We start from the raw sequence: 23,649 nt of genomic DNA on the forward strand, positions 1-23,649 counted from the left end.
TTATCCCTTGGTTTGCGGGGACTGTACCGGCGCCCCCGAACGGGGTCCACCGGCGGTGCGCCGCAGATCGAAACCGGCGCCGGACCAGTTGCGCAAACGCTGCTCCAGGCTGCCCGCGCGGGCCTTGCGGCGCCGCAGCGCCGGGGCCGTGAGGGCGAGGAGCGCCGCTGCGGCCTCCGCCTCGGCGGTCTCGTCGTCGCCGAGGTCGATGAGGGCGAGCAGATCGTCCTCCGCCCCCTCCGACGTGGCGGCCGCGACGCCCTCCTGCAGCTCCGGCGGCAGGCCGGGATCGCCGGCCTCCAGCGGATCGGCCTCGGGCAGCGTGACCTCGCCCTGTGCCGGGAAGATATCGAGATCCTCCGCACCCACGCCGAGATAGCCGCGCAGCGCCGACCGGCCGGTCTTGACCGCGCCGTCGATCTGCATGCCCTGCCCGCCGATGGGGCGCATCAGGTCGGTGCCGGGGCTCTGCAGGTCGTTGAGCATGCCCGCAAAGCTCGACATGAACCGGTCGAAGGCCTGCATCTTGACCTTCGCATTGGCCCGTGCCTCGGAGGCGGAGATCCCCGCCCCATCGACGGCGCCGAGCTGCGGCGCGAGGTTGTCGAAGATCGAGCGCGCCGTGTTGGTCTCCACCGCCCGGTTATCGAGGATCCCGCCCGAAACGCCGAGGTTGAAGTAGGCGGAGATGTTGTCGAGGCCCGCGCCCGGCGTGAACTCCAAGGCGCCGAAGGTCTCGAACACCACGTCGCGGCCCGCGGCCACGTCGAAGCTGTTGAGGCCCGCACCGCCGAACACGAAGTCCGCATCGAAGTTCGAGGTCAGCAGATCATCGCCGCCGAAGTCCTGCAGCTCCGCCGTGGTCTCGACCTTCAGCTCCAGCCCGTTGCGGAACGTCATGGTCGCGAAGTCGCCGATCACGAAGTCGCGGTCCGAGCCGCCCTCGACCGTGTCGCCGCCGGCGCCACCGAAGAGGATGTCCTCGCCCGCGCCGCCGCGCAGCGTATCCGCGCCCTCGACCGTCGGAAGGAGCGGCGTCAGGAGCTGCGGCGTCAGGAACGAGCCGAGCTCCGGCGCGAACTCCGCCACGCCGCCATCGCCGAACAGGATGTCCCGCTCGCCCGCCGTGGTAATCTGGTCATCGCCGTCGCCGCCCATCACGACCGTGCGGCCGCTGCCGATGGAGATGACGTCATCGCCACCGCCGGTGGTTGTCAGCGCCGTCACCGTGTCGAGGAATTGCTGATCCGTCAGCTCGATCGTGCCGTGATCGGCCAGGATCGCCGCATCGCCGGAGCCGAGCGTCAGCCTGTCGCCACCCGTCCCCATGATGCCGAGATGCTGGCCGGAGCCCGAGGTCCAGCGATCGTCGCCGCCGCGGGTGAAGGCCGGATCGTCGATATCCGCCTCCAGCTCCACGATGGCGAAGGTCGTGGTGTCCGCGGTGATCACACCGTAATCGCCCAGCACCGCGGCATCGCCGTCGCCTTGTGTGAGGGTGTCGGCACCGGTGCCGAGGATCGCCCGCAGCGTGCCGTCACCGATGGTGATGACGTCATCGCCCTCCGGCGTCGTTGCGCGATCGAGGCTCGTGAGCGTCAGCAGGTTGCCGGTGGCCGGATCGAGGTCGATCTCCGCGAGGTCGCCCGCGATGTGGGCCAGCGTCAGGTCGCCGCCGGTCAGGCTGTCGTCCCCGATGCCGAGGATCACTGCGGCCAGCGTCGCATCGCCGATGGTGACGCTGTCATTGCCGCCATCCGCGGTGTCGTCGATCAGGTGATCGAGCAGGCCGCCGGTGGTGAAGGTCAGCGTCCCGTGATCGGCGAGCAGTGCCACGTCGCCATCGCCGAGCATCGCGGTATCGCCGAGCGCACCGAGGATGCCCAAGTGACGTCCGTCACCGGCGGTCCAGCGATCCGCCCCGGCCACGGGGCGTGCGGCGTTGGTGGCCAGCGCCTCGATCTCCACGATCTCGAAGGTGGTGGCGTCGGCGGTGATGATACCGTGGTCGCCGATTACGGATGCGTCGCCATCTCCTTGCGTCAGCGTATCGCCGCCCGCGCCGAGGATCGCGCGCAACACACCGTCGCCCAGCGTGATCACATCGGCACCCGCGGTGGTCGCCGTGTCGAGGCTGGTCAGCGTCAGCAGATCGCCGCCCGCCGCATCCACGTCAATCCGCGCCAGATCGCCCGCCACATGGGCTAGCGTGAGGTCGCCACCGGTCAGGCTATCGTCGCCTGCGCCGAGGATGATCATCGCCAGCGCGCCGTCGCCCAGCGTGACGGTGTCGGCCCCGTGCAGGGACTGTAGCGTCGACGTCGTCTCGATCTCATCGACCCGGTCGCGCAGCGTGGCGGAGTAGGTGATGGTGCCGAGATCGGCGAGCAGCGACGCCACACCATCCGCCAGCGTGATCACGTCGTCGCCCACGCCGCCCAGCACATGCGCCGTCGCATCGCCGGAGGAGATCGTGTCGCCGCCACCATCACGCGCCAGCCCGTCGCCGGTCACCAGGTCGATGAGGTCGCCCGCCGCCGTGTAGCGCACCGTGCCGTTGTCGCCGAAGATGACGACCCGGTCCGTCGCCCCTGCATCGCGCGGGGTCGCGACACCGGCCACAGTGACCTCCGCCGCCGTGGTGATCGTGTCCGCACCGATCCCGCCGAGTACCAGCGCATCGCCGACATCGGTGGCGATCACGTCGTCGCCGCCTGCTTCAAGGATCGTGCCGTCCACGTCGCGTGCGCTCGTCACGGTCCGCAGCAGGCCGTCGGTGAAGCTGAGCTCCCCGGTATCGCCCAGCAGCACGTCTCGCCCGGTGCCGGTGAGGATCCGGTCCGCACCGCCGCCGCCGATCACGTATTTCGTGCCGCTCTCGGCCCGGATGGTGTCGGCACCTGTATCCGTCGTCTCGGTATCGAGCGAGGTGATGGAGACCAGCGTGCCGAAGGCGAGCATGTCGGTCGCCGTCACCGGGATCTCGGTCCAGCCTGTCGGCTGGGCGAAGCGGACTTCGCCATAGTCGCCGATCGCAATGGCACGGCCCGAGGTGGTGCCCGCCGGATCGCCGCCTTGCAGGTTCAGCGTGTCGCCGCCGCCTCCGCCGATGACCACGACATCTGCCGCAGCACTGTCGACCACGTCGTCGCCGCCTGGAATGCCGAGGCTCTCATCCGTGAGCCGGATCACCGGCTCTGCGCCGGAGGTGTCGAGCGCGGTCATCAGGATCTGGTCGCCGAAGATCGCGGCACGGCCTGCGCCGGTCGTGATCCGGTCGTCGCCGAGGCCACCGGCCACGACGATGCGGCCACCGCCCGTGGTGATGGTGTCGGCGAAGCCCGGCCCGTTCGGATCCGCCTCACGCTCGGCGATGATGACGGGATCGTTCTCGCCCGCGACCATGTGGACGAGCGTACGCTCGGCCACGCCGGTTCGCGGATCGAAGAAGATCGTCGTCGCGTCACCGCTCACGATCTGGGTGAAGTCGTCCGTGCCCGCGCCCAGCGACAGGGTGTCGTCGCCCGCGCCGCCGATCACGACATGGTTGCCCGCGCCGATCGTGACGCTGTCATCGCCTCCGCGATAGAGCTGCGGATCGCCGTCGGCGCTGGTCAGTGGCACACCCACCCGCGTGTCGGCGGGCGAGTAGTCGACCCGCACCAGCCGGTCATCGCTGCGCAGGCGATCGATGGCGCCGGTATCGGCGATGACCGCAAGGCCACGCTCCGCATCGGTGCCCACGGCGCCTTCGGCCACGAGCCGGTCGTCGCCCTCGCCGAGGACCACGTCCGCGATTGCCTGGTTGAGGGCCACGTCATCGGCCCCGCCATCGCCCTTGAGCTGCGTGGAGGAGAAGATGGCCGCGTAATCCTCATCCGGGATCTGGCTGCGCAGGGTGTAGACCTCGAGCCCGTCCGCCGGGTCGAAGCCCGCGAGGGCCGGGACGGAGGGCAGGTTGACCGGCGCGTCGCGGCGCAGGTCGCCGTAGTCGGCCACAAGCCGGACCCGCAGCCCGCCGCGCGACGTCACCGCCGCCGGCAGTGGCGCGAGGCCGAGCAGCACGTTCCAGCCTGCCCCGGCGACATAGCCCGCCAGCGCGTCGAAGGTCACGGAGCCGAGCAGCGGCAGCGGCTCGGTCACGTCGCCATCGCCGTCGCGATCCGCCGCATCCGGCTGCGCCTCGTGGACGTAGCCCACGCGGATCACGTCGTCGCCGCCACCGGCGATCACATCGGTATCGGAGGCGCTGACGACGATCACGTCGTCCCCGCCCGCGAGGCTCTGATCCGTCTGCATCAGCTCGACCAGCCCGGCATCGGAGCCGGTGAGCGAGGCCTCCAGCAGCACCACCTGGCCCGCGTCGGAGAGGACGCGCTGCACGTCCGTGCCCTCGGGCAGCAGGCCGGCTTCGGTCCAGTCGTGGCCGCCGATGACCACGTCATGGCCCTGCCCGGCCAGCACCGTGGCCGGACCGAAGCCGTACTGGATCCAGTCATGCCCGATCGGCCGGTTGTCCTGCGTCACGTCCAGATCGACCACGTCGATCATGTGGAAGCGCCGCGCGTCGGCATCCGCGTCGTAGAGCGTGATGCGCACCGTGTCGCCCGCCAGCAGGTGGCCGTGGATATGCGCGTCGTCGGTGTTGCCCGCGAGGATGCGGTCCGAGCCCGCGCCGCCGATCATCACGGCGGTGCCGGTCAGCCATTCGTGCGTCGTGGCCGTCTCGGTGCCCGCTGCGTCGCCGATGGCGCGCTGCCAGCTGATCGTCGTGGGCGTCAGCGCGTCGAGGCGCGGCGTCGCGATGCCGGAGAAGAGCGCGTCGTCGCCCCCTTCGGAGAGCAGCTCCTCCTCCGTCTCGATGGAGAACCACTGCGCCAGCGGACCGGCACCGCGGTATTCCTCCAGCAGACGCCCGTCCGCATCCACCGCGTTCGCGAGCGGCGTGAGGTCGAGCGTGTCGGCGGACAGGTCGAGCAGGCTGCCCGGATCGTCCGCGCGGTCGAAGAAGTAGGTGCCGCCCGCCTCCATCCAGCGCGCGTCGTAGGCGTCGGAGGACGGATCGATGAAGAGGCCGATCTCGTCGCCCGCGATCACTTCGAGTTGCTGACCCCAGAGGGTGTCCTCCGCCGGGGCGCCGATCACGGCAGCGCCGTAGCCCTCGATCGTATCGTCGCCGAGGCCGCCGACCAGGATGTCGAAGCCGGTCGAGCCCTTGATGTGGTCGTCGCCCGCACCGCCATAGGCGCGCACGTTGGCGAGGGCCGCGCTCAGGTCGATCGTGTCGCCGCCGTCGCCGCCGAAGACCTGCAGGATGTCGTGCGCCAGCTCACCGGCAACGTTGGAGAGGCCGAGATTGGCGTCGCCGACCACGACCACCCGGTCGGGCGTCGTCGGATCGCCGTCATGATCCTCCAGCACCGTGCGCTCGGCCGCGGTGGAGAGCACCTGCGCCTCGTCGTCGCCGTCGCCCAGGTAGATCCGCGTCGGGCTGTCGTTGCGCACCGACTTGATCGTCACCTGCTTGTCCGCGCCGTCGCCGGTATAGACCACGATGCCACGGTCGTAGCCGGAGATCACGCTGTCGCTCTCCTCCGCCGAGGACAGCGTCGCCTCGTACTTGATGGAGGTCGCGATGGTGTCCGCACCCTGATCGTGGCGCATCGTGATGGAATTTGAGGCGAGCTCCACCACCTGCGTGTCATCCGTATCGCCGGCACGAGAGACCACGAGGCGCGAGGAGCCGGAGCCGCCGTCGAGCCGCACGGTCGTGTTGATTCCGTCGAGGTCCGAGCCCAGCACATCCGTCGGACGCGAGCCGACGAAGAACTCGTCGTCGCCCGCGCCAGCATGGATCGAGAGCGGCTGCGCCACCGAGATCAGCTCGATCGCGTCGTTGCCGCCGCCCAGATAGAGCTCGGTCGTGTCGAACGCGTTGATCGCGATGGAGGAGGTGATGCCCTCGCCGTCCTCGTCCGCGCGGTTGCGGATGTCGACCTGGGTGAAGGTGATGCGCGCCTTGAGCGGATCGGTGGACACCTCGTCCGGCGAGGAGGTCGTCGGATCCGCCGGGTTGAAAGGCTTGTACTCCTGCGCCGTCGTCTGGACGTGACGGTCCACGGACTGCGCGTTGTTGTAGAGCGTCAGCGCATTGGTGCCGTCACCCCCGATCAGCAGCACGCGGGAGGTGATGAAGGAGGTGTCGCCCACCTCGCCCTCCCGCGCCGCGGCGAGGAAGCCGCTGCCGCGCGCATCGAGGTCGAGCGCATCGAACCAGTTCACCACCTCGGGCGTGTTGCCGCTGAGCGTGACCTGATCGAGGGCCGCCAGCGTCATCACATCGAGCGCGTCGAGGCCCGCCGCCGCAAGCCGCGCCGCCCAGGCGCCATTGACCAGCGCCAGCACGTCGCTGTCGAGGCGGGAGACGTCGAGCGCCTCGCGCTCCGCATCGGTCAGAACCCGGCCGACCTTGACCACGTCATCACCGCCGCCGAGCGAGATCACGGCGTATTCGATGTCGCTGTCGAGGCCCGACTGGATGAAGTTGTTGTTGGCGTCGCCGAGCTGGATGCGCACCAGCTCCGCATTATCGAGCAGGATGCCCTGGCTCGACCCGCCGAAGCCGCGCAGCCAGCCGTAGGAGGTGTTCTCCGGGCTGTCCTCGGCCACCAGTTCGCTCTCGTCCGGCACGTAGCTCTGACCATAGACCGCCTTAAGCGCGCGGATCGTCACGTCGCGCTGGGTGGTCACGCCGAACTCGCCATCCGCGCGGGAGCCGTCGCGGTCGCCGTAGAGCTTGAAGTCGATGACGTCGGAGCCCGACGCGCCGTCGAGCTGCACGAGGTTGTCGAAGGTGGAGAGGTCGTTGACCGCCCCGATCCGCACCGCATCGAGCGACAGCGCCTTCTTCTCGGACTGCGTGGCACCGGAGACCGGGCGCAGCACGACCGTCGCCACCCGCTTCGTCACCGTGTAGCCGGGCACGAAGACCGCGACGGACAGGGTCGTTCCGTCGGGCTGCGGCACGAGGTCGATGCGGGTGTAGCCCGGCACCTGCTCCTCGACCTCGACATATTCGATGACCGGCACAAGCGCGTCCGGGCTCGACGTGTCGAGCTGGATGGACTGGTCCACCGGGTCGAAGAAGCGCGCGGGACCGCCGACCTCGATCGTGTCGGAGCCGCGGCCGGTGTTCACCGTCAGACGCGTATCGGAGGTGACGCCGTAGACATAGATCGTGTCGTCACCGTCGATCGCGTTGATCTGGATGGATTCCACGCCCTTGATCGAGGCGAGGTTGAGGCCCGCGCCCTTGATCTGCTGCACGCCCGCATCGTCCACGAAGACGATGAAGCGGTCGCCGATCTCGGTGCCTTCCAGGATCACCGTATCGAAGCCCGAGCCGCCGTCGATGTGCAGCGGCGCGTTCTTGTTGTAGCCGACCTTGTTCTTGCCCTTGCCGGAGCCGAGGTTCGTGACCCCCAGCGTCGCCTTCACGAAGAACGTGTCGTCGCCCGCATCACCGAAGAGGAAGCTCTCCGCCTTGTTGCGGTAAACTTGGAAGTAGTCGTTGCCCGAACCGCCATAGAGGCGCGTCGTGTCGCTGGCACCCGCCGTGGTCTCCACCACCGTGACGGAGCCGGTGCCCTCCGGGTTCGGGGCCTGCCGCGTCGAAACGACGGAGCCGAGGAAGAAGCTGTCCTTCCCGCCATGGCCGTAGGCGTAGCTGAGCGCCCCGGTGTTGTCGAAGGTGAAGCTATCCTGCCCCTCGGTCCCGTGCAGGAAGAGCTGCTCGGCGCCGGAATAGGAGATGAAGCGCTGATCCACGAGATCCGGGATCGAGACGAGCGTCGCGCCCTCCAGCCGCTGCTTGTCGCCCGCATCCTGCGAGATCTGGAGCTGGGACTTGTCGACGCGGAAGTCGTGCTTGCGCTCGTCGGTGACGCCCGGGCGGAACTCCCGCTGCTCGTCGAAGGTGCCGCCATCGGGGATGCGGTCGATGCCGACGATGACGCTGTCCGCATTCTCGAACCGGGTACCCGTGTAGGTGAACGTGTCGGTCCAGAGGCTCGGATCGAGCGAGGTGACGATCACGCCCTGCCCCGCGCCGTCATAGTCGAGCGACAGGTCCTGCAGGCTGAGTTCCCCACCCGACAGCGCATCCGCCGCGGTGGAGCCCGTGGCCGGGTAGCGGACCGAGCCGAAGCGCAGGTCCACGACCTCGTAGGCCAGCGTGCCCGCGGCGTTGTTCACGCGCAGGTCGGAGCCGAACCAGACGTCGCCCAGATGCCCGGCATCCAGATGCACCGTCGCCTCGCGCTTGTCGGGGTCCCAGACCGCAATCTCGCCGATCACGTTTCCGGACGCATCGGTGAGGGCATCGCCGCTCTCCGGCGCCGCCTCGGGCTGGATCTCGATGTAGACACGGACGAGGGCCGTCGCGCCGGAGACGGAGACGGTCTTCACCTCCTGCACCCGGTAATCGCCGAGGCCGTCGGTGCGCGCGATGGTCAGAAGGTCGTCGCGGCCCAGCGTCTCGATATCCGTCGTGGCCACGGTCATGAAGAGCGCGCCCTCTTCGGCATCCCAGCTCGTGACCGTCCCGATGGTGGAGCCTTCGAGGCGGACCGTGTCGCCGCTCACCGGCTGCAGCGCGGTGTCGCGCAGCGTGATGCCGATCACCGCGTCGTTCGCGATCGCGCCGATCGTCGTCGTGGGCTCGGTACCCGCGGAGGTCGACCAGCTCACCGACTGGCCCGCTTGGAGCAGCGCCGCACCCGTGCCGCCCGCAAGCGCCTCGCGGGTGATGACGAGCGTCACCGTGTCGCCGTCGACGGTCGCGATCCGCCCGATCTCGATACCACCGGCCCGCAGCATGGTGCCCGTCACCGGCAGGTCCGCCAGCGCCGGGGCGCCGATGGTGAAGATGCCGTCCACGGCCGTCAGCTCCGCGCCCAGCGTCACGCTGTAGCCGTTGCCGTCCGCGCCGGTCCACGCCACCACGGTGCCCGCGGCGAGCGTGTTCGACGTGCCGCGCACCTGAAGCACGCCGCTGTCGAGCGCCGCGACGGTGCCGATGGAGCCGCCATCGCCCGTGACGGTCGCGCCAAGCACGGGAGCTGCGCCCAGCGTGTCGAGCGTCAGCTCCACGCCGTTGCCGACCATAACCGCACCTGAGGTGTCGATGTCCGACGAGATCGTCTCACCGTCCCCGATCAGGTCGAAGAAGGACTGGTCGAAGTCCGGCGTCGTGTCGCGCAGCTCCGTCAGCGTGATGACCCGCGTGTCGCCGTTCCAGTCGGAGACGGTGCCGACCAGCGTCGAGCCGTCAGGCGCCGTCGCCGTGAAGGGCTGACCAGCGTAGAAGTCGCGCGCACGCGCATCGATCAGCGTCTGCGCGCTCAGGCTGTCGAACGTCGCCGCGTCGATGACGCGGTCGGTCTCGCTCACGTCGCTCGCCACCGTCACGGTGCGCCCGCTGACGACATCGCCCGCGTTGAAGGCCGGGTCGGCGAGGTCCTGATAGGTGACCTCGACAATGCCGAAATAGCGTCCGTCCACGTCCACCACGTCGAGCACGGTGGCCTGGTCCATGCCGTTCGCGCCGTCGCGCAGCGTCAGCCGGTCATTGACCAGCGGACGGAACGGGGTGAGCAGCGTCTCGGCAAAGAGCGCCTGCTCCGCCGTCAGCGTCGTCCCGTTCTCCTGCGCGTCGAGGATCACCTGCTCCTCGGCCGTCGGGGTGTAGGTGAGTTCGACCGCGTAGACGCGGGTCAGCGCATCGCTCACGTCCTGCACGGCGACGGTCTTGCCGCCCAGCGTCAGGCTCGTCTGGTTGGCGGTCGTCACCAGCGTCGCGGTGCCCACGGCCCACTTGTTGAGGCCCACGGGATCATCCTCACGCACCAGCTCGGCCGTGCTGACGCCGCTGAAGACATCGGCGCCGCGGCTGAGCGTGATGGTCACGTCGTTGCCCGCGATGGCGGTGATCTCGCCGGTCACGGTGCCATCGGCGTCGAGCGCGATGGTCCCGCCGACCGACAGGCCGGAGGCATCGTCGAGCGTCACGGTCTGGACATGCTCCACCAGGTCCCAGTCGAGCTGGTCGAGGCTGATCCGCGCGGTGTAATCCACCACCATGCCAGTAAGATCGGTGCCTGTCGGCATGATGTAGGCCGGCATCCGCTCCGCCGAGGTCAGGCGCAGCGCATCGCCCGCGACCGGCAGCGTCGCCGTCGCACCCTTCGTCACGGTCAGCACGTAGGCACCACCGGTGAACTCCACCCCGGTGATCCGGCCCGCCGCGGTGGGCGAGCTTTCAAGGCCGTAGACCTGAAGCAGATCGGCCACGCCCTCTGTCGTGACGATGTCGAGCGCCGCATCGGCCGCCAGCGTGATCTCCACGGTTCCATCGGCCTGCGTGACGACGGAGGCGACAGTCGCCGCGATGTCGATCCCGCCGCGGAAGGCCCACTGGTCCCCGAGGGCCGAGAAGTCGCTCGTCGTGCCCGCCACCACATGGGCGATCACGTCGAAACCGCCAGCGGCGAAGGACGCCTCGGTCGCCGTGCGGTCGATGAGGGCGACGCCGATCACATTCCCATCGGCGTCCTGCCGGTAGAGATGCGTCAGCTCTTCGTCGATGTCGAAGTCCGGGAAGGTGTTCCCGTCGAGCGTGACGGTCACCGTGTCACCCGCCCGCACCACGTTCGTCGGCGTGAAGATCACGCCCTTCGGGGCGACCACCGGCACATCGCGGAAGTGCAGCGCCGTGCCCGGCTCGCGCACCAGGTTCGCCTCGGCCCGGTCGACGTCGAGCACCTCGACCTCGATGATCGCGGTGGAGGTGTCGAGCGACACGATCCGCCCGGTGTCGAGGCCCTGCGTCTCACCCGTCCCGAAGGCGGACGAGATGTAGAGCTCCGTCACCGTCAGATCGATGTTGTTGTCGGAGATGTACTGGGCAAGCGCCGCCGAGGAGCCCGGCTCCAGCTTGATCTCCCAGTAATCCGAGCCGAGATCGACGTCGAAGGCCGCGTTGCCGATGACCAGCGTCGGGACGGTGGTGGAGGTGAAGCCGGAGCCCGTCTTCTCGATCACCGTGAGCTGCTGCGTCGGCTGGAACGGCTGGGTGCCGTTGCGCAGGCGGTTGAAGGTCAGGTCCTGACCCGCGCCGCCGATCAGGGTGCCGTTCTCGTCCACCGCGGGACCGGCATAGCCGACCTCGACCAGCTCGCGGCCGTCCGCCGTGATCAGGCTGTCGCCGGTGTTGAAGCCCATCTCGCCCAGCGTGGTGGAGTTGGTGAACACCACCCGCTTGTTCGACAGCTCCGGCCGGACATCGTCTGTGACGACGAAGGAGCCGCCCTGCGTCGTGGCGAACTCGCTGTAGAGCATCGTGCCGAAGCCGATGGGTGCTGCACCGTCCGCCATGCGGATATGCAGCTCGCCTGCCCCGGCCTTGTAGACCTCGACGGTGCCGATGGCAGTGCGCCAGCCGGTCGGATCCGCGGTCTTGTCGATGCTCGGATCCACCGCCCAGACGGTCTGCCCCTCGATGAAGAGCCCCTCGAAGCCCGCGGGCACCTTCACCACGGCGATATCGAGGCCGAGGACCATGGCATCCGCCGGCGGGACGTAGCCCGCCGCGGGGCCGGTATAGGCAAAGCCCTCCAGCACCGTGGTCGCATCCGCGCCGCTGTCCACGACGGTGATGTTGAGCGCGCTCACGTCGCGCTTCTGCTCCACGACCTCCGCCCGCGTTCCGTCCGAAGAGCCGTCGAGGATCACGACGCTCTGACCCGCGTAGAACGTGTCGGCGATGCCCGCGACGCGGACATCCGCGGAACCCGTGACGATCTCGCTGCCGAAGTCGCGCGCGATGGTCCGCGCGGCACTCAGCGAGATCGGCTCACCGGTCACCGACGCTTCGCCGAGGCGCAGGATCGGGCGGGTGTCGATGGCCGCATCGCTGGCGCTCTCGTAGAGCGCCATGTCGGAGAAGGCGACGCGCGCCCGCTGATCGCCCGTCCCCGCCGGATCGGCGAAGGCGAAGGTGACGGAGCCCGAGGCGGTGTCGAGAGCCGAGATCTCCACCGCGTGACCTTGCGCGGTGTAGAGCGTGACCGTGTTGCCCTGCGCAATCTCGGAGGAGATGCGGGCAAAAGCGCGGGTTTCGGCGCCGCCGCCCAGCAGGTTCTGCTCGATATAGGTGAGCGTGCCATCGGCCTGATCGGCGCCGAGGACCAGCACCGGCTGCGCACCCGTCGCCGTCGTCACATCGACATCGGTCGGCGGGGTCAGCGAAGTGCCACCTGGCACCAGATCGTAGAGCGCGGTGCCCGGCGCAAGCGTCGCGCCGGTCGACAGCGTGATCCCGGTCGAACTGATCGCCGTGACCTCGACCGCCTGCACGTTCTGCACGCCCGCGATCTCGCTGACGGCGAACAGGATGACGCGCTCGCCGTCCTTGAGCCGCTGCTCGATCTGCGCGGCGGGTCCCTCAGAGAGGTCGGCGGCGAAGTCCGCCTCGACGCCCACCTGGTAGGTGTAGTCGGTGAGCAGCGCTGTGGTGACATCGCCCGACACGGCCGAATCGCCCGCCAGTGCGGTCAGCGTCTGGCCGCCCGCGGTCATGCCGGTCACCCAGCGGCCGCCGATGAGCTCCAGTACCGTCTGGGCGGACTCCACCTGTGACACGCGGAAGAGGGAGCCGTCGGCGGCCTCCAGCAGCTCACCGACCGACACGCTCGAGAGGGCCGCGACTGTGACCTCGACCGGCACCTCGGCGGTGCGGGAGGACGCGGTGGTGGCGTTCACCTGCCCGCCGCCGGAGGCGCCGAGGAAGGTCTCCGCCGTCTCGATCTCACCCGACAGGAGCTCGCCGGTGAAGGTGCCGAGCTGGGTGTCGATGCTGAGCACACGCAGGATCGCCTCCCGCTCCCCACCCGTGGGCAGGGTCAGGATGTCGCCCTCGGCCAGCGCCGACAGGTTGTCGCCGGCAAAGCTGATCGGGGTCGTGGTGGTCGCGGCAAGGCCCACGACCTCGAAGGTCTCGCCATGCTCCGGCACGCCGGTCGCATCCGACAGGGTCAGTTTGCCGGTGGTGTGGGAGTAGGTCTGCACCGTCCCGATCACGCCCGACTGCGTGCCGCGCACGACCGTGACCTTCGGCACGATGGAGGCAACGGCGGCGGAGGCCTGGGCCAGCGTCAGCTCGATGAGGTCGAGCCCGACGATCAGCGCGCCGTCGCCCGGATCGGTGACGGTCTCGTCCAACGTCACGGCATTGGTCGAGTTCACCTCGATCCCGAACCGCTCCACGCCTGCGCTCGCGCGCGTGAGCACGGTGTCGGAGCCGTCACGCCCGTCGATCACCAGACGGCGCGTGAATTCTGTGACGGAGAACGTGTCGTCCGCCGAGGTGCCCGACAGCAGGAGCGTGTCGATGCCGCGGATCAGCTCGCGCTCGCTGAGCGTGACCGTGCCGGAGGCGTTCACATGGCGCAGCTCCAGCGCCTCGCCTTCCACGTCGAAGCGCACGCTCTCGCCGCTCGCGATATGCGCGGCGCCGTCATGGACCAGCGTGTCGGTGCCTGAGAGGTCGAGGAACACGTCCGCGCCCAGCCCCGCGTCGTAGTAATCGTCACCCGCGCCGCCATCGAGCAGGTCGGTAAGCTCCGAGCCGATCAGCCGGTCGTTGCCCTCACCCGCCTGCACATGCCGGATCAGCCCGTCGGAGGAGGCCGGGACGCGGAAGGCGGACAGATCGATGACGTCGTCGCCGCCGCCGGTCTCCACCCGCACGCCGTCCTGGGCATCCGCGGTCTGGTAGTGGCCGCGCAGCTCGATGTCCTGCCGGGCTGTGCCGCTCGACAGACGGGTGGCGAGGTCTTCGTCCGCGCCGAAGCCCTGGTAGATCGTCCAGGTCGAGGAGGTCCCGACCGAGGCCTGCGCCCCGATCACGTCGTCGGCGTCGTCGCGGCCGACGATGCGCACGAGGTCCGTGTCGCCGTCGTCGCCCTGCCCGGTGCCAAGCTCCAGCACGAGGCTGGTCGCGTCCACCGCAACCTCGGGCGCGTGGACGATCACGTTGTCCTCGCCCTCACCCAGCGTCAGGTCGATGGTCTCGACGCCCGCGAGCTCCAGGATCTCCTGGATCGCGGCCTGCCAGCGGATGCGGGTCGCCGCGTCCTCGCTGTCGATCTCCACCGTGTCGGCGGTCGTGCCGGTGGCGGTGCCGACGAAGAGGTCGGCGCCTGCGCCGCCCGTCATCTGGTCCTCGCCCTCGCCCACGGTCCACTCGATACGGTCCGCGCCGGTGCCGCCGGTGACCTTGTCGTCGCCCTTGCCGCCGATCAGCGTGTTGTCGCCCGAGATGCCGCGCAGGTCGTCCGCGCCTTCCGCACCCATCAGCGTGTCGTTGTCCGCACCGCCCTGCAGCGCGTCGTCGCCAATCTGGCCGAAGAGCGCGTCGTCGCCCGCATCACCGAACAGGAAGTCGCCCTCGTACTGGCCGTAGAGCGCATCGCGGCCCGCGCCGCCGTAGATGTAGTCCTTGCCGCCATAGCCGCGGCCGTTGGAGGTGCCGAAGGCCGCCACCTGCTCGTCACCGTAGATGACATCGTCGCCATCATCGCCGAAGAGCTGGTCGTCGCCCTCGCCGCCCGTGAGCGTGTCGCTGCCCGCGCCGCCGCGGAACGTGACCTTGTGCGCGCCGGTCTGGAGCAGCGTGTCGTCGCCCGCGCCGCCATCGACGAAGATCTCGGTATCGGCCTCGGAGATGAAGCTGTCATTGCCGTCGCCGAGCCGCACCCGGATCTTCCGGTCCTGAACCGTGTCTGCGATGAAGATCCGGTCGTCGCCGCCCTGGCCGTTTATCGAGATCTCCTTGACGTTCTCGAAGCGCTGCGTGGCGCCCGCCGCGTCGATCAGGATGCGGCCGTCGTTGGTCTGGTGCACCGTGATGCGATCCGCCGCATCGGTGGTGAAAACCGTCAGCACGCCGTTGCCGTCGACCTCGCCCAGAGGCGCAAGCTGGAAGTGCTTGTGGTAGTCGAAGCGCCAGATCAGCACGTCCACCAGCGTCTTCTGGATGTCCACGATGGTGATCGTGGTGAAGAGCAGGTTGAGCTTGATCGAGACGAAGGCGTCGACCTTCGCCCGGAACTCTGCCGAGACATCGAAGAGGCCGAGCGGATCGCGCTCGAGGATATAGGCGAGCTCGTCGACATAGACCTTGCCGTCGTAGACGCCCTCGCGGTTCGCCACATCGTTCAGGTCGAAGTCGATGTCGCCGTAGATGCCGCCGCGGATCCCGGCCGCCACGCGCATGACGAGGTAGTTGCCGCCGATCTGCGCGGCTGCCGAGATCTCCAGATCGATCTCGAGCTCGGTGTTCTCCGACCCGTCATCGTTCCAGTCGCGGGCGTGGAGGCCGTAGGCAAGGTATTCCGGGCTCGACCAGCCGCTGTCGCGATAAAGGTTGAGGCCGCGGGTGTCGTAGCCGAACGACAGGTTCGCCCGTGCCGTCACGGCCGCAGTGAAGTTGGCGCTGAGGAACGGCGCCCAGATCCAGATATCCTTCGAGACGCGGGCCTCGATCTCCAGCGTCGGCACGTCGAAGACGACGAGGTCCACGTTGGACGCACCGGTGAAGATGCCGATGGCGGTCATCGGATCCTCGAGCACCGGGAAGCGCAGGCCCTCGACGCCCTTCAGCTTCGACAGGAAGCCCTGGGTCTGGCCCGACGCCTTCTTGCCGCCGGTGTTGGAGCTCGGGCGGTTGGTGGTCGCCGCGGCCTGCCCGGTCTTCGCCTGCGCCTGCGGATCGACCGCGTTGGTCTGGGTCTGCTGGCGCTGCTTGTTGTTGTCGTAGGTGACCTGCTGGCGCACATCGCCCGCATCGCCGAACTTGTAGGAGCCGAAGTTGATCATGACCCCGTCCGCGTCGGTCGGGATCGAGTTCACGATGTCAATGATGGCCTTCACGACCTTGAAGAACTTGACATATTTCGCCACGCCCTTGCCGCCGAACATCTCGATCATGTCGAGGACGGAGGTCGGCGCACCGAGAAGGTCGGAGACCATGGGCAGCGGATCCACGACCGGCGACAGCGCGTCGGCAACCGGCTTCGTGATCTTCTGCACTTCCTTCAGGATCGGGGCCGCGAAGTCGGAGATGAACGCGCCCAGATCGAGCCGCATGTCGGCGAGCTCGACCTCCGGCGCGTCGCCGAACACCGCCTGATCCATCGGCTTCGACAGGTCCACCTTGGCGAAGACCTGGCTGTAGTGGATGTCCGTCAGGAACCGCGGGAAGTCCGCGGAGCCGCCGAAGCTGGAGACGGCCGACAGACTCACTTCCGCGCCCGCATCGAAGGTCGCGTTGAAGATGTCGGAGAACTTGATGCCCTTCAGCTCCTTGAGGAGCGACAGGCGATCGTCGTCCGCGACCTTGCCGGAGTCGAGGATGTCGGCGGCGAGCTTCGCGGTCAGCTCCTTGTGGCCGTTCTTCCGCAGGTTCTCCATCTCGAACTGCAGGAAGCCGAGCTGGGCCGTCAGGCGCGCATCGTCATCGAGGTCCGCATAGGCCTCGATCACCAGTTCCTCGGGCCGGTTCGGGTTGGCGTTGGTGTCGACATAGAAGTCGAGCGCGCCGTCGATGAAGCTGACCCCGAAGCCGAGCGCGATGTCGTACTGCATCCCGAAGGTGATGCCGACATCGCTGTCGAAGCTCAGCGGCAGGCCGGGCACGGAGCCCGCGAGATCCAGATCCACATCGATCGGCGGGAAGATGTCGCCCATCGCCCGCATCTTGATGAGCAGATCGTCGTAGTTGTCGGTCAGGCTGACATCGACCTGATTGTAATGGGTGATCGCGTTCCCGTCGGCATCGACGAAGTTGATGCCGGTCGCGTCGTTCACTTCCTCGAACAGTTCGAAGAGCGCGAATTGCAGCAGGTCTACGGTGGTGAACTCGCCGCCGTTCTTCGCCTTCTCCGCCTTGATGAGCGAGGACAGATCGCCGAGCGCCCCGTTCACCGGATCGATCAGGGTGGAGGAGATGAAGTCCGCCCCCTTCGACAGGGCGTCGCCCACGAAGGGCAGGTCGAGCTGGAAGATCGGCGCGCGGCGCATCTGCGCATCGAGCGCGGTCAGCAGCTTCTCCAGCCCTTCGACCAGCAGCAGCGGGTCCTCGATGAACATGCCGAGGCCCATCTGGGGCATCGGGTTCGGGATGTAGTAGGTGATGTAGTCGGCCGGGTTGTCGGCCGTGAGCAGGTTCGACAGGTCGTAGCCGAGGAAGATCGCGTTGCGCTGCACGAAGTCCGGCAGGTCGCCGTCCTGGTACTTTGCATAGCGGTTGGCTTCTTCGGCCAGCCACTCGTCCGTCACCAGCGCATCGGAGCCGGTCAGCGGGTTGGAACGGACCGGGAAGTAGGTCGGCACCATCAGGGCAGCCTGCCCCGCGATCTTGGCGCTTGCGGTGGCGAGGTTGCTCGCCGCGGCGCCGGTCAGCACCACGTCCTGATCGAGGCTGTATTCGAGCCGTGCCGCACCGTCGTCCTTGATCGATCCGTCGGCGTTCAGCTCCACATCGCCGTCCGCATCGATGGCGAGCGTGGCATCGAGCACGGTGGCCGCGATCTCCGCCCCCGGGATGAAGGTGAGGCCAGCACTCAGCTCGGCCTCCGCCACGTGCGCGCGGGCGCCCATGTCGACGAAGACGCCGGTGCCTTCCTTGACCGTCACGGTCGGGTTCGGGTTGCCGAAGGTGTCGAACGCGACGCCGAAACCGCCCTTCAGGCCGAGATCGAAGTCGAGTTGCAGGTCGATCGGCGCGATCTCCAGCTCGATATCGACGCCGAGCGCGCGGAGCGCGTTGAGCTCCGCATTCGGCAGGTAGTCCTGCGGCTTGATCCGCTTGGTGAAGCTGTTCTGAACGTTGAGCCCATGCGCGAGGCCGAGCGCGATCAGCCCGATATCGAAGTCGAGCGCGAGGCCGTTGGCAACCGGCGTGCCGCCATCGTCGGTGAAGGTCAGCCGCGCTTCGAGCAGCAGCGACTTCTTCAGCTCCTCCTGCTCCGCCACGCTGAGCCCGTTGTCGGCGCCGAAGTTGGCGAAGAGCGCATCGGCGAGCGCATCGTTCAGTGCCGCGAGGTTCCCGTCGCCGGCAGCGGCCGCGATGATATCGTCCGCCGCCGCGTCCAACAGGTCGAGGATGTCGTTGACCCGCATCATTTCGTCGATGGAGCGTTCGACCAACGGGATGTCCGCCGTCAGCACCTGCTGCGCGATGTCGGTCTTGGTGACCGACACGAAGGTCTTGATGGCTTTCGCCACGGCAGCAAAGTCGAAGGTCGTCGCACCCAGGTTCTGGATGTCGCGCAGGATGCTCTCGTCGAGCGAGGCTATGCCGTCGGCCAGCGTGAACTGCAGGTAGACGAAGTTGTCCGCCGCCCCGGTCTCGAAATCGCCCGAGGTCGCCGCGGTGAAGGCCGGTGCCGCCAGCCCGTTCGTCGGCAGCGGGTTGAAGGAGATGTCGAGGTCGAAGAGCTTGGTGGAGAACGCATCCACACCGATGCCCGCGAAGTCGAGCTCGCCGAAGACCGGCGCACGCACCTCGAACCGCTCTTCCGACGTGATCTCGACCGCCGTGCCGTCAACGCCGAAGACCTTGCCATCGACGCCGAGGCCGGTCGCGACCAGCTTGTCGGCGGCGTTGCGGAAGATCCGCTCATCCGTGCCGTCGGTCGTGTTGCCGAGGCCCACCTTCAGCGTGTTGGTCGTGTCGTCCCCGGTCATGCCGAGGCGCAGCTTCTCCACGTTCGTGGTGTTGGTCGTGACCGCCACCGCACCGCTGAAGAGCGAGGCCTCGAGCGCTGCGACCAGCAGCTCGGTATCGAGATCGACATAGGCCGCCGTGCCGGAGCCGAGGAAGACCAGCGGCGTCGCGATGTTTTCGAGGTTCACGCCGATGTCGATGCGCAGCCCCGCAGTGAGGCCGAGATCGACCTCGATCTCGCCCGCCAGCTCCACGAGGTTCTGCAGCTCGGTCGGCAAGCCCGCCTGCGCGAGCAGCGCGGCGAGGGAGACGTCGAGATCCAGCGTCTCGGTAAAGCCCTTCGCGATGTCGATGCCGATGACGAGGTCGTTGCGATCGCCGTCGCCGCCATAGTCCACCCGCGCGATCTTGGCGCGCGCATCCGCGCCCTCGCCCGCGTCGAAGCCGAGCTTCGCGAGTTCCTTGTCGAGAATGTCCTGCAGCTCCAGGAACGAGCCGTCGAGATTGGCGACCGCGTTCTCGATCGTGCGGAACACGTCGACCAGACCCAGCTTCGAATCGATAGAGAAGCCGAGCACCGGCAGTTCCGCCGTCAGCGCCGTGTTGCCGAGCTGACCCGGCGTGGTGAAGTTGGAGCTGACCTCTTCGATCAGTTCCAGAAGCTCCGTCAGCGACAGCGCGCCGTCGAAGTCCATCGCGCCAAGCAGCGCGCCCTTGAGATCGATATCGGGCAGCGTGAAGTCGAAGCTTGGCAGGCCGATCGCGGGCAGGCCCGGCAGATCGGGCAGGTCCGGCAGGCTCAGCGGCAGGTCGGGCAGCGTGATGCCCGGCAGGCTGGGCAGGCTCGGCAGCGTGATCGACGGCAGGTCCGGCAGATCCGGCAGGTCGAAATCGGGCAGCCCCGGGAGGTTCGGCAGATCGAGGCCGGGCAGCGAGAAGAGCCCCGGCAGCGCGAAGTTCGGCAGGTCCGGCAGCGTCGGGATGCCGATGCCGAAATTGATCGACGGCAGGTCGAAATCGATATCGAAGGTCGGGATCTCGATCGGCGGCAGCTCGATATCCGCCACCGCGCCGGAGACTTCGAGCGGCAGGGCAAAGCGAATCCGCAGCCCGCTGAACGTGGTCGACACGGTCGGCGGCACCGCGGCCGCGTCCGTGTTCGCGGTCCCCTCGACATTCCAGAAGCGCGTGACGTTGTTCAGGCCGGTCTCATCCGTGCCGAAGCTGTTGTCGCCGTCCGCGTCCTGCCCCGCATAGAGCAGGTAGTCGGCGCTGTCCTGCCCCACCGGGCGCAGCGAGAAGTAGATCGGGTCGTCGACCAGAGTGAGGCCCGCCCCCTCGAACAGGTCGGAGAGCGCGCCGATGCTCGCGGGCGTCGATACAGTCCACTGGGCGGACTCCCCCATCGAGACGGCAGCACTCTCGATGGCGAGCGTGCGGCGGTCCTTCTTGAAGGAGATGTCGTCGGTGTCGACGGTCACGCCGCCGATGTCGATCGTGGCCCCGCTCAGCGCGGTTTCGAGCGTGGTGAGGTCATCGCCGGTGGCGAAGCGGAAGGTGATGCCCTCCGCCGTCACGATCACCTGCGCCGGGGTCAGCGTGCTGCCGCCGAAATCCATCGCGTCGAGCGTCGGCACCGCGGCTGCCGTGTAGGCCGCGGAGACCTCGACGGCACCGGTGTCGAGCATCAGAAGCTCGACGGTGCCCGCCTGTCGGTCGAGCGCGGTCACGCGGTACGCCGTGGAACCGTCGGTCCAGACCTGCCCCGGCCCGAGCGTCTCCAACAGGCTCTTCGCCGTGGCCGCCGTCTGGACCCCGCCGCTGCCATCGCTGATCGCGAAGGAGGCGGTGAAGCGGCTGCCATCGGCATTGACGCCGAGGTTGGAGAGGATCGCGTGGCCGCCCGGCAGCGTCAGCTCATCGCCGTTCTGCAGCGTCAGCGGCAGGTCGTAGGACACGAGCTGCACCTGCGGGACCACGTCGCCGGTGAAGGCGACGACCAGCACGTCGTTCGCGAGCGGATCGACATCGGCGACGATCACGGCGGTCAGCCCGTCGCCCAGATTGATGATCGTGCCGCGCGCCAGCGCCGCGATACTGGACACGTCGCGGTCCATCTTCAGCGCCGCGATGCCGCCATCCGCGTTCAGCGTCAGCCCCTGGATCACCGCACCGCCCGCGAGCGCCAGCCCGTCGAGCACGCGAACCGTCCCGTCCGACAGCTTCAGCGTGGAGGTCGACGCAAGCTCCGGCGTTCCGGCCCAGTCGTCGAGGCCGCCGGTCCAGTTCTCCGCCGGGTCCTCCACATGGACGCGTAGCTTCTCGGTGCCCGCATCCGTCACGATCTCGGAGGCGATGATGCTGCCCGCGCGATCCGAATAGGTGATGGCCGTGCCGAGCTCCGGCTTGCCGTCGGTCACCCGTAGCTTCATCCAGCCGTCGGTATTGCCCGCCGTGCCGGGGAAGTAGCTCTCCACCGTGAAGTAGGCGCTGCCCTGCTGGAGTTGCTTGCCCACCAGACCGCTGTAATCGGTGTCGCCGGACAGGTTGCTCAACGTCATGGTGCCAGCGTCGAGTGCGATCTCCGCCCCGTCCGCGATGGCAACCTTGCCGGAGGCGACGCCGAGGTCGAGGGAGGTCTCGCCCTTCGGGATCAGCTTCAGCGCCTCGACGGCGACCGAAAGCCCCGTCATCTCGCCGATGAAGACCTGCGCGGGCGGACGCTCGCCCACCGGCACACTGAGGTCGAGTCCGAAGATCACGTCGAAGCGCATCTCGGCCTTCGCCTTCGCCTTGACCGTCGCCCCGGCGGAGAAGGCCAGCGGGCCGAGATCGGCGCCGCCCAGCAGCTCCTCGGACAGGTCGTCCTGATCGACATCCATGCTGACTTCGCGGTCGAAGCCGTAATCCGTGACCGCCATGGTCAGGCGCAGCTTGTCCGTGGTGCCGCCTTGGGTCTCGTAGGGCTCCAGTGCGACGGCCACCGTCGGCGCGGTGCCGTCGGAGGGCAGGATCGCCTCCAGCGCATCGGTCAGCAGGCTTTCGAGCTTGGTGAGCGAGGCCGCAGGCGCATCGCGCAGGGCCGCGATCTCGTCCCGGATGCCGCCGATGCCGGTGAGGTCCGCGAGGCTCTTGTTGAGGAACGGCAGCTCCGCGTCGATCAGGCCGCCCTGCCCATCGGTGCCCATCATGACGTCGAGCGCCATCAGGATGCCGTCGATCACCTGCGCGTAGCTCAGCCCCTCCTTGAGGGAGGCGATGTTGCCCGCGACCTCGCGGTAGCGATCGGTGAGGTAGGTGGAGAGCGCGTCGGGCACCGTGACCTCGGGCAGCGCGACGTTCGCGCCCTCGAAGTTCGCGCGGGCCGACACGATACCGGTGGCGAAATCGCTCGCAGACAGGCGGATCGTCATGGGCAGGAAGAGCCCGATCTCGCCGCTCGCCTGCGCGCTGAGGCTGATGGCGTCGGCCTCGCGGGCCAGCGTGTCGCCCGCAACTTCGTTGGCGCCGGAGCCGGAGGTCGCGCGGAACGCACCTGTCTGGTCGAAGGCGACCGTGATCTCGCCGGTGCCGACGGACAGAACCCGCCCGGTGCGCCCGTCCGCGGTGGTGAAGGCGTCACCTGCGGTCAGGCCCGCCGTGTCGGTCTCGATGGTCTCGGCCACGTAGAGCGCGATCGTCGCGGACCCGTCGGAGAGGCCCACGACCGTGCCCTGCTGGCCCGTCACGCTGCCGGTCACCATGTCGCCGAGGCGCAGGCCCGCGCCATCGGTCGCCACGATCTGATAGCGCGCGGCACTCAGGGTCGCAGCGTCCGCCGTCACGGCGGCTCCGGTGGTAACACGGCGCAGCACGGCCTCGTCGCCATCGGATGCACCGTCGATCGCAGCACCCGCATCGGCATCCACATCGGCGGAGAAACCAGAGGCGTCGGCCGCGGTGACCGTCAGCAGGACGCCCGCGAACTGAACCTTGTCGCCGACTTGGGCATCGCCGAAGGCGGTGCTGGCGATGGTGACTTCGGCCCCGGCCGCGCCGGTGACGTCCAGCTCCTCGTACTGGGCCGGCGCGCTCTCATCGACCGTGGTCGTCGCGGGATCGTCGGCGACCGCCGCCGCCGTCTGGCGCCGCAGCACCCAGCCGTCGGTCGGATCGAACCCGGCGCGGTCGAAATCGGCCTCGCTCCAGGTGAGCGTCCCGCCATCGACGCTCAGGCTGGAGGAGACAAGGTTCAGCGTCGACCCGTCGTTCCAGTAGAGCTCGTAGTCGGAGATGTCCGCGGTCAGCGTCACGCCGCTGATGTCGAGGCTGAGCGTTCGCGTGATATCGCCGCTCTCCACCGTGTCGGTGGCCAGCGTGGCCCGGGTGACGGGAACGAACTGCCCGGCCCCGGCAAAGCCCGCAGCGCCCTCGCCGAGCAGCAGCATGCCGTTCTCGGTGCCAAGGATCCGCGCCTCGACACTGCCGCCTCCGACGGTCTGGCGCACATGGGTGGCACCCGCGAAGTCCGCCGGATCGACGTCGAGCAGCCAGCCGCCCGTGATTTCGGAGGCCGTGATCGCGCTCGTCTCCGACGCGGAGCCGAGGCCCACATAGCCGCGCCCGTCCGCATCCACGATGCCGACGCTGATGCTCGCCTGACCCGCCTGGTCGGCCACGTTGGTGAGCGGTCCGAGCTCCGTCGCGAGGCTCGCGACATGAAGCGTGCCGGACGGAATCCCCCCGTCGAGTGCGCGCAGCTCAACCGTGCCGCGCCCGCGATCGTGGGACGTCACCTCGAACCAGTGCGCCCCGTCCGTGAGCAGCCGCACCTGATCGAGCCAATCACCGATGCGGTCGGCATCCGCGCCGACATTGACCGT

Annotated in this window: 1 protein-coding gene (cut by a window edge); it reads right to left on the reverse strand. The window is 68.5% G+C overall.

What is annotated here, in order from left to right; all coding sequences use genetic code 11:
• Positions 1 to 23,649 carry the 3' portion of a DUF4347 domain-containing protein gene (locus tag I0K15_RS00120; RefSeq protein ID WP_196103428.1) on the reverse strand. Its footprint extends 12,423 nt past the window's final position, so the window shows 23,649 of its 36,072 coding nt (coding positions 12,424-36,072); the start codon falls outside the window, past its right edge — the gene reads right to left on this strand; its stop codon occupies positions 1 to 3.

Source organism: Pontivivens ytuae (genome assembly GCF_015679265.1).
GTDB classification, from domain to species: domain Bacteria; phylum Pseudomonadota; class Alphaproteobacteria; order Rhodobacterales; family Rhodobacteraceae; genus Pontivivens; species Pontivivens ytuae.